At 65.6% G+C, this 14,860-nt stretch carries 15 protein-coding genes; 6 read left to right on the plus strand and 9 right to left on the minus strand.

Translation table 11 applies throughout. The features are described from left to right. Window positions 1-100: 100 nt before the first annotated feature. Complete coding sequence (locus AC1DYS_RS00620) at window positions 101-619, minus strand: FxDxF family PEP-CTERM protein (protein WP_477895034.1); 519 nt, start codon at window positions 617-619, stop codon at window positions 101-103. A gap of 257 nt (window positions 620-876) precedes the next feature. On the opposite strand from AC1DYS_RS00620, the gene AC1DYS_RS00625 reads away from it, so the two are divergent. Continuing rightward, the gene (locus AC1DYS_RS00625; RefSeq protein ID WP_477895035.1) at window positions 877-2,094 is read left to right on the plus strand and encodes an FAD-dependent monooxygenase; all 1,218 of its coding nucleotides are present in this window, start codon (window positions 877-879) and stop codon (window positions 2,092-2,094) included. A gap of 9 nt (window positions 2,095-2,103) precedes the next feature. On the opposite strand, the gene AC1DYS_RS00630 is transcribed toward AC1DYS_RS00625, so the two are convergent. The 6 genes from AC1DYS_RS00630 to AC1DYS_RS00655 all read right to left on the minus strand — a co-directional run bounded on the left by AC1DYS_RS00630 (window position 2,104) and on the right by AC1DYS_RS00655 (window position 7,573). Continuing rightward, entirely contained in the window at window positions 2,104-3,318 is a 1,215-nt protein-coding gene (locus AC1DYS_RS00630; RefSeq protein WP_477895037.1) for an ROK family transcriptional regulator, read from the minus strand. After that, window positions 3,315-3,770, minus strand: coding sequence for an RbsD/FucU family protein (locus tag AC1DYS_RS00635; protein WP_477895039.1), 456 nt, complete (start codon window positions 3,768-3,770; stop codon window positions 3,315-3,317). The genes AC1DYS_RS00630 and AC1DYS_RS00635 overlap by 4 nt, the downstream gene beginning before the upstream one ends. 9 nt (window positions 3,771-3,779) lie before the next feature. Beyond that, window positions 3,780-4,547: an ATP-binding cassette domain-containing protein gene (locus AC1DYS_RS00640; RefSeq protein ID WP_477897225.1), complete on the minus strand. Its 768-nt coding sequence runs from the start codon at window positions 4,545-4,547 to the stop codon at window positions 3,780-3,782. Window positions 4,548-4,569: 22 nt separating this feature from the next. Beyond that, window positions 4,570-5,529: an ABC transporter permease gene (locus tag AC1DYS_RS00645; protein WP_477895041.1), complete on the minus strand. Its 960-nt coding sequence runs from the start codon at window positions 5,527-5,529 to the stop codon at window positions 4,570-4,572. Between the two features lie 75 nt (window positions 5,530-5,604). Next, the gene (locus tag AC1DYS_RS00650; RefSeq protein ID WP_477895042.1) at window positions 5,605-6,600 is read right to left on the minus strand and encodes a sugar ABC transporter substrate-binding protein; all 996 of its coding nucleotides are present in this window, start codon (window positions 6,598-6,600) and stop codon (window positions 5,605-5,607) included. 163 nt (window positions 6,601-6,763) lie between these two features. Next, on the minus strand, window positions 6,764-7,573 hold the full coding sequence (locus tag AC1DYS_RS00655) for a carbon-nitrogen hydrolase family protein (RefSeq protein ID WP_477895044.1): 810 nt from the start codon (window positions 7,571-7,573) through the stop codon (window positions 6,764-6,766). Between the two features lie 120 nt (window positions 7,574-7,693). On the opposite strand from AC1DYS_RS00655, the gene glnE reads away from it, so the two are divergent. Genes glnE through AC1DYS_RS00670 form a run of 3 tightly spaced genes read left to right on the plus strand, consistent with a single transcriptional unit; the run spans window position 7,694 to window position 11,968 of the window. Then, on the plus strand, window positions 7,694-10,435 hold the full coding sequence (gene glnE, locus AC1DYS_RS00660) for a bifunctional [glutamate--ammonia ligase]-adenylyl-L-tyrosine phosphorylase/[glutamate--ammonia-ligase] adenylyltransferase (protein WP_477895046.1): 2,742 nt from the start codon (window positions 7,694-7,696) through the stop codon (window positions 10,433-10,435). After that, window positions 10,435-11,052 (plus strand): rhombosortase, encoded by a 618-nt coding sequence (gene rrtA / locus AC1DYS_RS00665; protein WP_477895048.1) that lies wholly within the window; start codon window positions 10,435-10,437, stop codon window positions 11,050-11,052. Before glnE ends, rrtA begins: the two co-directional genes overlap by 1 nt. Next, window positions 11,045-11,968, plus strand: coding sequence for a DMT family transporter (locus AC1DYS_RS00670; protein ID WP_477895050.1), 924 nt, complete (start codon window positions 11,045-11,047; stop codon window positions 11,966-11,968). The genes rrtA and AC1DYS_RS00670 overlap by 8 nt, the downstream gene beginning before the upstream one ends. Here AC1DYS_RS00670 and rfaE2 read toward each other — a convergent pair. Then, the gene (gene rfaE2, locus AC1DYS_RS00675) at window positions 11,965-12,438 is read right to left on the minus strand and encodes a D-glycero-beta-D-manno-heptose 1-phosphate adenylyltransferase (RefSeq protein WP_477897227.1); all 474 of its coding nucleotides are present in this window, start codon (window positions 12,436-12,438) and stop codon (window positions 11,965-11,967) included. The two genes, AC1DYS_RS00670 and rfaE2, sit on opposite strands and share 4 nt — an antisense overlap. A 79-nt stretch (window positions 12,439-12,517) precedes the next feature. On the opposite strand from rfaE2, the gene AC1DYS_RS00680 reads away from it, so the two are divergent. Next, on the plus strand, window positions 12,518-13,177 hold the full coding sequence (locus tag AC1DYS_RS00680) for a glutathione S-transferase family protein (RefSeq protein WP_477895052.1): 660 nt from the start codon (window positions 12,518-12,520) through the stop codon (window positions 13,175-13,177). 60 nt (window positions 13,178-13,237) lie between these two features. Here the strand turns inward: AC1DYS_RS00680 and AC1DYS_RS00685 are convergent, their stop codons facing one another. Continuing rightward, window positions 13,238-14,113: a diiron oxygenase gene (locus AC1DYS_RS00685; protein WP_477895054.1), complete on the minus strand. Its 876-nt coding sequence runs from the start codon at window positions 14,111-14,113 to the stop codon at window positions 13,238-13,240. A 175-nt stretch (window positions 14,114-14,288) separates the two neighbouring features. Here AC1DYS_RS00685 and AC1DYS_RS00690 point away from each other — a divergent pair, with 175 nt between their 5' ends. Then, window positions 14,289-14,855: a glutathione peroxidase gene (locus AC1DYS_RS00690; protein WP_477895056.1), complete on the plus strand. Its 567-nt coding sequence runs from the start codon at window positions 14,289-14,291 to the stop codon at window positions 14,853-14,855. Window positions 14,856-14,860 lie beyond the last annotated feature (5 nt).

Raw genomic sequence — 14,860 nt, forward strand, 5'->3', positions numbered from 1 at the left:
CACGACGGCCGCAAACGACAAGGCGGACCGAAGTCCGCCTTGTTTGATCGCTGAGAACTGCCGGTGAAGGCAAGTTCTCAGATCACTTGAATCACGAAGTTCAAGCCTCGTTGCGTCGGCGAACCACCCAGCCCATGGCAAGCAGGCCGAGGGCCAGCAGCGCGTAGGTCTTGGGTTCTGGAACCGGGGCCACCACCGAGGATGCCGTCGCGACGAGCACGCCACCGTAACCCACCAGGCCGCCACCGAAGAGGCCGCCATTATTGCCCGTGACATCACCGGAGATCACCAGTTGGTAGACACCGGCGAGGAGGTCGTTGAAGCTGAAGGCCGAGGCCGTCGGGTCCTTCAGCGAACCCGAAAGGCCGCCGCCACTCAAGGTGATGCCGCCGAGATCGATGTCGCGACGCAGCGAGGCATCCAGCCCGAGGACGATACCGCCGGCGTTTGCCGAGCCGTCGAGCGTGAAGTTGTAGCAGTCGTTGAAATGCTGGACCGACTTGAAGCTGTTGCCGAGTACCTCAACGGATGGGGTGCTCAACACACCCAACTCGAACGTGCTGGTGCATGCCGCCATGGCCGGGGCGCTTGCCGCCAATGCCAGTGCAACTGCAAACAACTTTGATTTCATGGGAGCTCCTGAGGGGAAATTTGGTGCGTCTGAAACGCGTAAGCCAATGTGCCATTTGCCCTCGTGGAAGTCTCATTTCGGTCCCCCCGATTCACGGGACCGAACATCGAACCGGGACACCCCCAAGTAAGTGGGTGGCAATTCGGGTAACCGTGAGCACCGCCCGCAGGGTGTGACAAAAGTCTCAAACGGCGCAATTTCTTACCCGTTCAAGTTGGCTTGCGCACCTGGGTATGCTTTGCCTCATGCCCAACCAAAACATCCCTCTTCGCCTGGCCATCGTGGGTGCCGGACCGGTCGGCCTGGGCCTCGCGCTCCAGGCTGCACAGGCGCTGCCCGCGGCGCACATCAGCTTGTTCGACAGTCGCCCGCTGACGAAGGACGTTTCAGCCGACCCGCGCACACTCGCGGTGTCGCTGGGAAGCGTGCAACTACTGCAGCGCTTGGGCGCATGGCAGGCCGATACAGCCCAGCCCATTCTGGAAGTGCACGTGTCGCAACAGGCGCCTTCTCTCGGCGGTTTGCTGGCCGATGTGATGGGCGAACCCGAAGTGCGCATCTCGGCGGCCGAAGAGCATGTGCCGATGCTCGGTGCCGTATTGAGCTACGGCGCCATCGTGGCGCCGCTGCAGACGGCGTGGCTGGCCGCCAGTGAGCGCGAACCTTCGCGGCTGGTCACTCGCTTCGACACGCCGGTCCATGCCATGAAACCGTTGCCCGCGAGTGTGGAGATCGACGCCGGCATCGTCGACAGCTTCGACTTGGCGGTGGTGGCCGAGGGCGGCGTCTTCAGCGCCGCCACCCCAGCCACGGTGTCGACATCCGTTCGCGCCCCGCTGCGCCACGACTACGCGCAGCTGGCCTGGGTCGGCACCGTAAGCCACACCGGCGGGCGCGTCGGCGTGGCCTATGAGCGCTTCACCCGCCACGGCCCGGCCGCGCTATTGCCGCTGAAAGACGGACGATCCGCATTGGTCTGGTGTGTGAACCGCGACGACGACCCGGTGGGCGAGTTGAACGACGCGCAGCGTTTGGCTGTGCTCAACACCATCTTCCACCCTGAGGTCGGCCGCCTCACCGCCGTGTCGCCTCTCAAGCGCTTCGAACTAGGGCTGATTGCCGAGCGCACGCTGACTCAAGGCCGCACGGTGCGCATCGGCAACGCCGCTCAGACCCTGCATCCGGTCGCCGGGCAGGGCTTGAACCTCGGGCTGCGCGATGCCTTCGATCTGGTCCAGGGTCTGTCGCGTTCCTCCGACGTGGACGGCGTGCTGCGCAAGCTCGAATGGCAACGCGGCCCGGACCGCTGGGCCATGATCGCTGCCACCGATTTCCTCGCCCGCAGCTTCACCTGGAAGCTGCCCGGCGCAGGCGCCGCACGCGGGCTCGGCCTGGCAGCGCTGCAAGCCTTGCGACCGATCAAGTCCGCGCTGGCGCGGCAGATGATGTACGGCTCGCGCTGAGACGGCCGCTCAGGCTTCGAGCTTGAGGAAGAGGTCGCGGTCTGGCGCGAAGTTGGCGTACAGGGGCAGCAAGGCGCCGCCTAGGGCTCGCGCATCGGAGCCGATGGTTCCCGGCAGCACTGTGGGACGCGAAACACCTTCCCAGTTGTGATGGTCCAGCGCAGTCGACAACTCGTCGAGCAGCGCCTGCAGCAGGGGCCGGCTGAAGGAACCGTCGACGATGACGCCATCCAGGTCCAGCAGGCACACGGCGCTGTTGACCGCCATGGCGACGCCGGTGGAGGCCTGGCGCAGCCAGGCGTTGGTGTGCGTGCGCCAGGGCGCAGTCATGGCGCGCTCGTCCGCCACCGCGCTGGGGTCCAGTCCGGCGCCTGCGTAGCGGGTCTCGAGCGTCAGCAACGAGGCCACGCTGAGCAGCTGCTCGGGCACACCGCCGCGACCAGCCCGGGGCACGGCGATCGGGAGCGAACCGATGGCACCCGCGTTGCCATGGCGACCGGCATGCAGATGGCTGTCGATCACCAACCCGCCGCCGACGAAGGTGTCGACGAACACATAAAGGTAGCTGCGGATGCTGCGGCCCGAGCCGGACACGAGTTCGGCGACGCACGCCGCGGCCGTGTCCTTCACGAACGTGACCGGCACATCGGTCATGGCGGCCACGCGGGCGCGGATGTCGATCTGCGCCCATTTGCCGGCGATCGGCGCCGCCGAGCCAAGCAACGTCTGCCAGCCGCCCAGGGACAAGGGCGCTGCAATGCCGACGCCATGCAATGCGCGGGCACGCGTCGAGCCGAGCGACTTGCGCAGCACTTTCAGGCGCGTTTCGATTTCGTCGAACAGCGTGTCGGGATCGGGAAAGTCATACGAGAGCGACAGCCGCTCGCGCGCCTGGCCCAGGAAATCTACCAACAGCATGTCGAGACTGCGCCGACCGATCTGGATACCAATGGAGAAGGCGCCGTCGGGGTTGAGCGCCATGGGCACGGAGGGCTGCCCGACCTTGCCGCGAAGGGGTGCCTCCTTGACCACAAGGCCGTCGCCCTCGAGCCGCCCGATGATGAGCTGCACGGTCTGCGCCGTCAGCTTGGTCAGGCGCGCGATCTCGGCCTTGGGCAGGCTGCCATGAAGCCGGATCGCCTGCAGCACCACGCGCTCGTTGAACTGCCGCATGCCCACGTGGTTCGAACCGCGCGGGCGCAGCCGCGCGCCGACATCGCTCATGGGCGCAACGCCTCGGCGATCACGCCCTTCTTGAACAGGAAGTTGGCATAGGGCTGCATCTCACCCACTTGCAAGATGGCAAAGGCGGCCCGGGTGCGCTTGTAGAACTCGAAGCGCTCCACGGCCTCGCACTGCTCGGCCCGCACTTCGCCGCGCGAGGCCATCTCTGCCAGCACCTCGCGCTGCAGCGCCGAGTGGCTGCCGGGCGCCGAGCCGCTGACCTGCATGAAGGCCACCGGGCAAGCCACAGCCTCGTCCAGCGGAAAGACCGACAGCACCGCACGGCAAGCACGGGCGAGGCCGATGCCTGGCAGGCGCAGCACCGGACGCCCAGGCGACAGCGACTCGGCGGTGAAGTTAGCGTCGGCCACGACGATCTCGTCGCCATGGCCCATTTCGCACAGCAGCTTGAGCAGATCGGGGAACAGCAGCGGGTCGATGTTCTTCAGCATGTGGCACCGTCAGGCAAGCGCTTCCGCCGGCAGCTCGGCGACAGACTTGGCGCCGGTCATCACCGCCACGGCATCGCTCATGCTGATCTTCTTCGGGTCGACCACGGCTGCACGCTTCCCCAAGCGTGCGATGTGGACGCGATCGGCGATCTCGAACACATGCGGCATGTTGTGGCTGATCAGGATCACGGGTAGACCTCTGTCGCGAACGCGGCGGATCAGCTCCAGCACCATGTTGCTTTCCTTCACGCCCAGTGCAGCCGTGGGCTCGTCCATGATCACCACGTGCTGCGCGAATGCTGCCGCGCGCGAGACGGCAACACACTGCCGCTGGCCGCCCGACAGCGTTTCGACCGCCTGCGTCATCGAGCGGATACCGACCTTCAGGTCGTTCATGCGCGCCACGCTTTCGGCCAGCATCTTCTTCTTGTCGAGCATGCGCAGCACCGTCCCGAGGAAGCCCGGGCGGCGCAGCTCACGGCCGAGAAAGAGGTTTTCGGCGATGGTCATTGCCGGGGCCACGGCCAGGTCCTGGTAGACCGTCTCGATGCCGGCCCGGCGTGCGTCGATCGGGCTCTTGAAGTGGATCGGCTTGCCGTCGAGCAGGATCTCGCCTTCGTCGGGGATGGTCGCTCCCGACAAGGCCTTGATCAGCGATGACTTGCCGGCGCCGTTGTCGCCGATCACCGCGAGGATCTCGCCGGCACGGAGTTCGAAGTCGACCCCGTCGAGCGCCACCACCTGGCCGTAGCGCTTCACCAGGCCCTTGGCCTGCATCACGATGTGCGGTTGGCTCACTTCAACGCCCTCCTTTGCGAGACAGCTGATCGGCGGCCACCGCAAGAATCACCAGCACGCCGGTCACCAGCACCTGGTAGATCGACGACACGCCCATCAGCGTGAGCCCGTTGCGGAAGACGCCGACGATCATGGCCCCGACCAGTGAGCCCAGGACGATGCCGCGGCCACCGAAGAGGCTGGTCCCACCCAGAACCACGGCAGTGATCGCGTCCAGGTTCTCTGTCTGCCCCGCATTCGGATCGCCCACGCCGGTACGGGCTACCGACAGCAGCGAGGCAATGCCGTAGAAGAGCCCCGCCAGCACGTACACGCCCAACAGCACCCGGTGCGTGGCGATGCCGGTGAGGCGCGTTGCTTCCGGGCTGTTGCCCACGGCGTAGACATGGCGGCCGGATGCGGTTTCACGCAAGCCGAACCAGGCTGCGAAGTACAGCATCAGCATCAACACCACGCCGTACGACACAGCGGTACCGCCCAGGTTGAAGGTGTTGCCGAGGAGGGTCATCGATTCGGGCACCTCGGTCACGGTCTGCGAGCTCGAGTAGAGCTGCGTGATCGCGAACGCGATGTTGAGCGTGCCCAGCGTCACGATAAAAGGGGGCAGCTTGATGCGCGTCACCAGCAGCCCGTTGATCAGGCCAAACAAGGTCGTCGCCGTCAGCCCACACACGATGGCCAGCGGCACCGGCAAGCCCAGCTCGGTGCAGAACTTGGTCATGACGATGCCGCCCAGCGCCATCACCATGCCGCACGACAAATCGATGCCGGCGGTGAGGATGATCAGCGTCTGGCCGATGGCAATCACGCCCACGACCATCACCTGCTGCAGGATGAGCGAGAAGTTCTCGCCCGTCAGGAAGCGGCTGTTCTGCGACGCAAAGAATGCGCAAGCGGCAAGCAGCGCAAGAAAGGGCCCCAGCGTGCCCAGGGGGGGCAGCCTGTCTTTCCAGGTGTTCATGTCACTCCAACGGTGGCTTGTGAAGAGAGCGGAGCACCGTGGGTGCTCCGCGACACGCTCAACGCAGAGCGGCGTTTACTTCTTGCCCCAGCACAGTTCGGTGCCAGTCTTCACGTCCTTGCTGTCGACGCCTGCCACCGCTTTGCCGGAGATGAGGGTCACGCCGGTGTCGGTGTAGCCGGCGGCCTTCTTGCCGCTCTTGGCGTATTCGACGCCGGCCTCGACGCCCATCGCGGCCATCTTCAGCGGGTACTGCTGCGAGGTGGCAGCAATCACGCCCGACCCGACGTCCTTGATGCCCTGGCAGCCGCCGTCCACCGAGACGATCATCACGCCCTTTTCCTTGCCGGCCGACTTGAGCGCCTTGTACGCACCGGCCGCGGCCGGCTCGTTGATGGTGTAGACGAGATTCACGTCGGGGTTCTTCTGCAGGCAGTTCTCCATCGCGGTCTGGCCTTTGGCTTGGTCACCGAAGCTGTCGGCCATGCACACCACTTCGACGCTCTTGCCGAGATCGTTGCTCTTGGCATCGGGCGCGGTCAGACCGAAGCCCTTCATGAAGCCGTTATGCCGCTGGGCGCCGACCGGGTGGCCGGGGAAAAGATCGAGGGTGACGATCTTGGCGGGCTTGCCAGCGAAGGCCGCTTTCGCGTACTGGCCGATCAGCTCGCCGGCCTTGTAGTTGTCGGTGGCGAACAGCGCGTCGACGCCGTCCACCGGGTCGGTCGGGCTGTCCAGTGCGATCACGAGCACGCCCTTGTCGCGAGCCTTCTTGATGGCCGGCACGATGGCCTTGGAGTCGTTGGGCGTGATCAGGATGGTCTTGGCACCGGCTGCAATCATGTTCTCGAGCGCCGTCACCTGACCCGCGTTGTCGCCGTCGGCCTTGCCTGCCCCGCTCAGCAGCTTGGCGCCCCTTGCCTTGGCCGCCTCGGTCGCGCCTTCCTTCATCTTCACGAAGAAAGGGTTGGTCTCGGTCTTGGTGATGAGGCCGATGACGGGTTGATCTGCCGCGGCGGCAGCGCCACCCGCGAGCAGAACGGACAGGGTCACGAAGGCGTTCAAACGCATGGTTTGTCTCCAGTCTCTTGAGTGAGGGAAGCGCAGCTCGCGCCGCACCGATCAGGGTGCCGTCGATGCAGCACTGCCCAAAGTATCGGCGCCGATCTTTAATAAATCAATTCGATTTATTAATGGGAAACCCGAAGTTCGACCCCAGCCGCCATGAGGGGCTTTACATCAACTCAGCCTGCCGATGCGTCAGTGCGGGCAGCTGCGCCCTCACCTCGGCGATGCGTTGGACGTCGAGCTTCGCCATCACCACACCTTCGCCGTTTTCGAGCAGCGACAGCACCTCGCCCCAGGGGTCGACGATCAGGCTGTGGCCGAAGGTGCGGCGGCCGTTCTCGTGCAGGCCACCCTGCGCCGGCGCGATCACGTAACACTGGTTCTCGATGGCGCGGGCGCGCAGCAACACTTCCCAGTGCGCACGACCCGTGGTGTGGGTGAAGGCCGACGGCACGGTGATCAGGTCGCAGGGTGGGAGCATCAGCCGGCGGTACAGCTCGGGAAAGCGAAGGTCGTAGCAGATGCTCAAGCCCAACCGCAAGGCACCGACGTCGCATGCCACCGGTGTGCTGCCGGCTTGCAGCACGCGGCCTTCGTCATAGCTTTCGCGCCCGTTGTCGTAGCGGAAGAGGTGGATCTTGTCGTAGCGCGCGGTCTGCTGCCCTTCGGGCGAGTAGACACAACAGGCGTTGAAGACGCGGTCGGCATTCGCGGTGCGCAGCGGCAGCGTGCCGCCGATCACCCACACGCCGTGTTCTCGCGCAGCGCTCGCCAGCATCGCCTGGATCGGGCCTTCGCCTGGCGTTTCGGCGATGGCCAGCTTGTCGCGGTCGCTCAGGCCCATCAGGCAGAAGTACTCGGGCAGGGCCACCAGCTCGGCGCCCTGTTGGGCCGCCTCGGCGATCAGCCGGCGAGCGATGTCGAGGTTGCGTTCGACGCTCGGTGTGGCGACGGTTTGCAGCGCAGCAATCCACATGAAAAATCTCTCCGTTCAAGCCGCTGCCGCCCTCGGCGAGACAGCGCAGGCAGCTTACGCCCTTGCTTGCAAGGCCACCACCGGGCAGTGGCGAAGGATGTGGGGCAGAATTCGCCCGCCATGGGCCCTGAGACCACCTCTACCAGCGCCGACTACAGCCGCTTCGTGCAGCGCGTGCGCCGCCGCTTCGGCGATGAACTGACGCTGCTTGCGCCGGGCCTGCCCATGCGCGAGAGCATCGAGGCCCTGATCGACACCTTGCTCGCAGGCGGCCGCACATTGGCCAGCGCCTTGCGCGTCGCGCGCCACCTGGTGCTCGAGCGCCTCGCCGTGCTCGACATCGAGCAGGGCGCCGAGATGCAAGACATCACCCGCTCGATGACGCAGCTGGCCGAGACCACGCTCAACCGGGCGCTGGTGCAGTCGTTCGCCGACCAGGATGCGCGCCATGGCCCTCCGCTCAACCCGGCCGGCGAGCGCATCGACTTCTGGGTCGTCGGCATGGGCAAGCTCGGCGCGCACGAACTCAACGTGTCGTCCGACATCGATCTCATCTACGTTTACGAAGAAGACGGCCAGACCACCGGCCCCAAGGTCATCAGTGCGCACGAGTATTTTTCGCAGGTGGCGCGCAGCCTGTACGGACTGATCGGCGACAGCACCGATGACGGCTTCGTCTTCCGCGTGGACCTGGCGCTGCGCCCCAACGGCAACTCCGGCCCCACCGCGGTCAGCCTTGCGATGCTAGAGGAATACTTCCTCGTGCAGGGCCGCGAGTGGGAGCGCTTTGCGTGGCTGAAGAGCCGCGTGGTCGCGCCTTATGAAAGCGTGCGCAACGGCCGCGCGCGGGCGCTGAGCGCCACCGTCACGCCTTTCGTCTACCGCCGCTATCTTGACTACGGCGTGTTCGAAGGCCTGCGCCAGCTTCACCGCAAGGTGCGTGAAGAAGCGCAGCGCCGTGCGGCCGGCCGGCCTGAGCGCGCCAACGATGTGAAGCTGTCGCGCGGCGGCATTCGCGAGATCGAATTCATCGTGCAGCTGCTGCTGGTGGTGCGCGGCGGGCAGTTCCCGGAGATCCGCACGCGCTCGACGCTGAAGGCGCTCGAGAAGCTTTCCGCTGGCGGCTTGATGAAGCCCGAGAGCGCCGTGCGTCTGGCCGAGGCCTACACCTTCCTGCGCCGCGTCGAACACCGCATCCAGTTTCTCGACGACCAACAGACGCATGTGCTGCCCACGGCCGACGGCGATCTCGACTGGATCGCCCAGAGCCTCGGCATGGCCTGCGAAGGCGACACCTGCGACCTGCTCGAATGTTTGGGCGAGACGCGCGAGTTCGTTGCCATGGAGTTCGATGCCCTGCTGCACGACGGCCGCCCGCCGGCGGTGGGTGGAGGCTCCGGCGGCGGTTGCCGCACTTGTGGTCCGGCTCCGCAGCCGGTGGACAGTGCCCTCTTCCTCGAGCGCCTGCCGCCCGAGTTGGCCGAGCGCGTGCGCCCGTGGGTCGACCACCCGAAGATCAGGGTGCTGCGCGAAGAGAGCAAGCTGCGCCTGGCCCGCCTGGTGACGCGTGCCGCACAAGGCGTGGCCGATGGCGTCTGCACGATGGAAGCCGCCACGCGCTTCATCGACTGGTTGGAGCCGCTGCTGCGCCGCGAGAGCTACCTCGCACTGTTGGTCGAACGGCCCGAGGTGCACAACCGCCTACTGCGCCTGCTGGGCCTGGCGCGCTGGCCCGCGCAGTTCTTGATGCGCCACCCCGGCGTGATCGACGAGCTGGCCGACGACCGCCTGCTGCACCTGCGCTTCGAGCGCGAGAGCTTCATCGCCGAACTCGAGGCGCGCCACGAAGCCTGGAGCCGCTTCAGCCAGGCCGATGAAGAGCTGCTGCTCGACACGCTGCGCCGCGCCCACCACGCCGAGGTCTTCCGCACGCTGGTGCGCGATGTCGAGGGCCACATCACCGTCGAGCAGGTGGCCGATGATTTGTCCGCGTTGGCCGACGCCACGCTGCAGTGCACGATCAACTGGGCCTGGAGCCACCTGAAGCAGCACCACCGCGAGCTGCCGCGCTTCGCCGTCATCGCTTACGGCAAGCTGGGTGGCAAGGAGCTCGGGTACGGCAGCGACCTCGACGTCGTCTTCCTTTACGACGACTCCGACGAAACCGACACCGACCGCGCCGCCGAGGTCTACGGCGCGTTCGTGCGCAAGCTCATCAACTGGCTGACCACGCGCACCGCGGGCGGCGAGCTGTTCGACATCGACACCGCCCTGCGGCCCAACGGCAATTCGGGTCTGCTCGTCACGTCGCTCAAGTCGTACGAGAACTACCAGAAGGGCCGCGGCAGCAACACGGCCTGGACGTGGGAGCACCAGGCCATCACGCGTGCACGCTTCTGCGCCGGGACAGCCGAGCTGGCACCCGGCTTCGAGGCCGTGCGGCGAGCAGTGATCTGCGCCGAGCGCGACCACGACGCATTGCGCGCCGAGATCCAGGCCATGCGCGAGAAGGTGCGTGCTGCGCACCCGGTGAAGGCGGGCCTGTTCGATGTGAAGCACAGCGCCGGCGGCATGATGGATGCCGAGTTCGCCGTGCAGTACCTCGTGCTCGCGCATGGTGGCAAAAACCTGGAGCTGGTCGACAACGTGGGCAACATCGCTTTGCTGCAACGCGCTGAAGCCTGCGGCTTGTTGCCAAGTGGCGTGGGCCGCGCAGCGGCCGATGCCTACCGCGAACTGCGGCGCGCCCAGCACCGCGCGCGGCTCGACGAGCGGCCGACGCAGGTCGTCCCCGACAGCATGGCCGCGCAGCGTGATGCCGTGCTCGCCGTGTGGCGCGCTGTCTTCCCGCCTGCCGCCTGATGCCGCTCGCCGTGTTGCGCCGGCCCGGCGCCGCCTGGTGTGCTCTTGCATTGCTGTTGCTGGCGGGCAGCGTGTTGTCGCTGGTCTTCGATGCGTCGGGCGCGCTGGAGTGGCGACCGAGCCTCGTCACCTTGCAACCCTGGCGCTGGTGGACAGCGGCCTTCGTGCACTACAGCACCATGCATGTGGTCGGCAATTTCACCGGCCTGGCGTTGACGGCTGCGTTCGGCTGGGTGTCACGGGTGCCGCCGCGCACGGCCGTCGCCTGGCTTGCCGCATGGCCGCTCACACACCTGGCTTTCCTGTGGATGGCGCCGGGCTTGATGCACTACGGCGGCTTGTCGGGCGTGGTGCACGCGGGCGTCGCCATCGTCATCGCGCACATGCTCATCACCGGCACACGTGGCCAGCGCTTCGTGGTCGGCTGCGTGCTCGTCGGCCTGATCGCCAAGATCATCACCGAGACCCCGTGGCGCGCTCCGGTGCAGCACCTCGAAGGCTGGGACATCGGCATCGCGCCGATCGCCCACGTGACGGGTGTGCTGTCGGGCGCGCTCTGCGTGCTGATCGCGTACGCATGGTCGCTGCGCCAACCGACGACAAACTCACATGTCTGACCGCAAATCTCATCTCGACGGGCTCGCCGTCATCTCCTTGATTGCCTGCAGCTTCTTGTGGGGCTTGAACGGCGTGGCGGCCAAGGCGGTGTTCGGCGAAGTCTCGCCGCTGGTGCAGGCGACTGTGCGCTCGATCGGCGGCGTGGCGCTGGTGCTGTTGTGGGCACGGCTGCGCGGCATCCCACTCTTTCAGCGAGATGGCACCTTGCCGGGCGGCGTGCTCGCGGGTTCGTTGTTCGCAGCCGAGTTCGCGTGTGTCTTCATCGGATTGCAGTACACCAGCGCGTCACGCATGGTGGTGTTCATCTACTTCTCACCGTTCCTGGTGGCGCTCGGCATGCCCTTCATCGCGCGTTCCGAGCGCTTGTCTGCTTTGCAGACAGCAGGGCTGGTGCTCGCCTTCGCCGGTGTCGCGAGCGCGTTCGCGGAAGGCTTCACGAAGCCGGCTATCGGGCCGCGGCAGTGGATCGGCGATTCGCTCGGTGTGCTGGCCGCCTTCCTGTGGGCGGCGACCACGCTGAGCATTCGTGCCACCAAGCTGGCGAGCGCGTCGGCGGAGAAAACGCTCGCTTACCAGCTCGGTGTGTCGGGCGTGCTGCTCGGCCTGGGTGCGCTGTGGCACGGAGATGCCTGGCCGCAGCGGTTGTCAGCACTCGCCATCGGCTCACTGGCGTTCCAGGTCGTCATCGTGGTGTTCGCCAGTTACCTGCTGTGGTTCTGGCTGGTCCGCCACTATCCCGCCACGCGGCTTGCCGCATTCACGCTGCTGACGCCGGTGTTCGGCCTGCTGATGGGCGTGGTGCTGCTGGGCGAGCCGATCACCGCAAGGCTGCTGCTGGCCCTGGCTGGGGTGACGCTGGGAATGGTGTTGGTGAACCGCCAGCCGCGTTCGGGCAACGCTGAACAAGTCCCTTAGCTGCGGATGCGCTTGACCAGCGACGTGGTCGAGTAGCCGTCGATGAACGGGATCGAACGCGCGTCACCACCCCAGCTGCGCACCACGGCTGTCTCGGCGAGCGTTTCGATGTCGTAGTCGCCGCCCTTCACGTACAGGTCGGGGCGCACGAGCTTGAGCAGTTCGACCGGCGTCTGCTCGTCGAAGAGCGTCACGAGGCTCACGCTTTCCAGTGCGGCCAGCACGCAAGCCCGGTCTGCCTCTGCGTTCAACGGGCGGTCGGGACCCTTGCCGAGCATGCGAGCCGATGCGTCGCTGTTAAGCCCGATCACCAGGCTGCCACCCAAGGCGCGCGCCGCCTCAAGATAACTCACATGGCCGCGGTGCAGGATGTCGAAGACGCCGTTGGTGAACACCATCGGCCGGCCGAGTGCGGCGAGCCGAATGGGCAGTTGATCGCGGCTGCAGAGCTTGTCGAGGAAGGTCGTCATGGCGCGGATTGTCACCTGCGTGGCACGTGCCGCGAGCTCGTCGCCATAGACTTCGGCCACAAGATTCTGGAGACACGACATGATCACACTGTGCGGCAGTACCACCTCGAACTACTACAACAAGGTCAAACTCGCGTTGCTGGAAAAGGGCCTGCCTTTCACCGAAGAAAAGGTGCCCACGCACAGCCTTGACGAAGCGGTGCTAAGCGCCTCGCCGTTGGGCAAGATACCGTTCATCCTCACAGCGCAGGGCAGCTTGTGCGAGAGCCAGGTGATCCTCGAGTACATCGAGGCCACGCACCCCCAACCGGCGCTGATTCCTGCCGACCCATGGCAGGCCGCCAAGGTGCGCGAACTCGTCACCTTCATCGACACCCACCTCGAGCTCACTGCGCGTCAGCTCTACCCCAAGGCCTTCTTCGGCGGCGAGTTGAGCGAGGGCAACGCGGTCCGCATCCGCACGCTGCTCGAGAAGCAGATCGCCGGCTTCAAGCGCTTGGCCAGGTTCTCGCCCTACGTCGCGGGCGACAGTTTCACGATGGCCGATTGCGCAGCCTGGGCCAATCTGCCGCTGGTCGTGATGGCCACCAAGGCGGTTTACGGTGAAGACCTGCTGGCCAAGGCCGGCATCGACGTCAAGGCCTACGCCAAGGTGATCGACGAACGGGCCTCGGCACAGAAGGTGAAGGCGGACCGCAAAGCGGATCAGGACAAGGGCAAGGCCTCTCAAGCGGGTTGAGTGGGGCGTCAATGCAAACGGCCCGCACGAGGCGGGCCGTTGTTGACTGAGCGTTGAAGCTCAGGCGGGTAGCACGCCAGACTGCTTGCCGGCAGCGACCTTGGCGGCCACGGCGGCCGTCACTTCCTTGCGGAAGCGATTCAGCTCCTGGACGCTGGCGAAGCTGCGCTCCATCAACAGGCTCATGTTGTGCAGGATGCGCTCGACGACCTTGGTTTCCCACACGGCGTCGAACTGGATCTGCTTGTCGAGCCACTGCTCCAGCCATTGCGGATTGGGCAAACGGCTCTGGATGGTGTCGCGCGGGAACAGCTTCTCGTTCACGTGCAGGTTCGTCGGGTGCAGTGCCTGCGCCGTGCGGCGCGCACTGGCCATCAGGACGCCCACCTTGGCGAAGGCTGCACGGGCTTCGTCGCCGAACTTCTGCATCGCACGCTTCATGTAGCGCAGATAGGCGCCGCCGTGGCGGGCTTCGTCACGCGCGAGCGTCTCGTAAATGGCCTTGATCACTGGCTCGGTGTGCCATTCGGCGGCACGGCGGTACCAGTGGTTGAGGCGGATCTCGCCGCAGAAGTGCAGCATCAGTGTCTCGAGCGCCGGCGCCGGGTCGAACTCGAAGCGCACTTCGTGCAGTTCGGCTTCGGTCGGGCACATGTCGGGGCGGAAGCGCCGCAGGTACTCCATCAGCACCAGCGAGTGCTTCTGTTCCTCGAAGAACCAGACGCTCATGAAGGCAGAGAAGTCGCTGTCATCGCGGTTGTCGCGCAAGAACATCTCGGTGGCAGGCAGGGCAGACCATTCGGTGATGGCGTTCATCTTGATGGTCTGGGCTTGCTCTTCGGAGAGCTGGCTGCCATCGAACTCATCCCATGGAATGTCTGTGTCCATGTTCCAGCGCACGGCTTCGAGTTGCTTGAAGAGTTCGGGGTAAAGCATGGTTCAGCCTTGGTTGGTTGACCGGGCATTTTAGACGCGCCCTTCATGACAAGTCGTCTTTCACCCCACACGCCGGCCAGCGCAAACCCTCATACCGCATCCAGAAAACCCCGGCATGCGTAAGAAAGGCCTTCAGCGCAACATCGGCCGATCTTTCACACCCGAGGACAAATCCATGCGCCACGCTTCCGCCATTCTTCCCTTCGTTCTCGCTGCGTTGTGCACCGCGAGCGGCGCCAGCCGAGCCGCCGATTGCCCGGCACTGCTGAACCGCGAGATCCCCCGACTGCAAGACGAAAAGCCGCAAAACCTCTGCCAGTACAGGGGGCAGGTGGTGCTGGTGGTGAACACCGCCAGCTTCTGCGGCTTCACGCCCCAGTACAAAGGCCTGGAGGCGCTGTACAGCAAGTACCGCGAGCGCGGCTTCGTCGTGCTGGGCTTTCCGTCGAACGACTTCTCTCAGGAGCCGGGTGACGGCAAGGCGATCGCTGACTTTTGCGAGAACACCTATGGCGTCAAGTTTCCGATGTTCATCAAGTCGCGCGTGGCGGAGTCGGCCGGTGCGCAGAAGAGCCCGCTGTTCGCCGAGCTGAAGCAGGTCACCGGTGAAGCCCCGAAGTGGAACTTCCACAAGTACCTGATCGCCCGCGACGGCAAGACGGTTCAGAGCTTCGGCACCAGCATCTCGCCCGACAGCGCCAGCTTCGTGAAAACCGTCGAAAAACTACTGGATGCAAAATAAAGACT

The sequence above is a fragment of the Rhizobacter sp. P2_G4 genome (genome assembly GCF_056403575.1).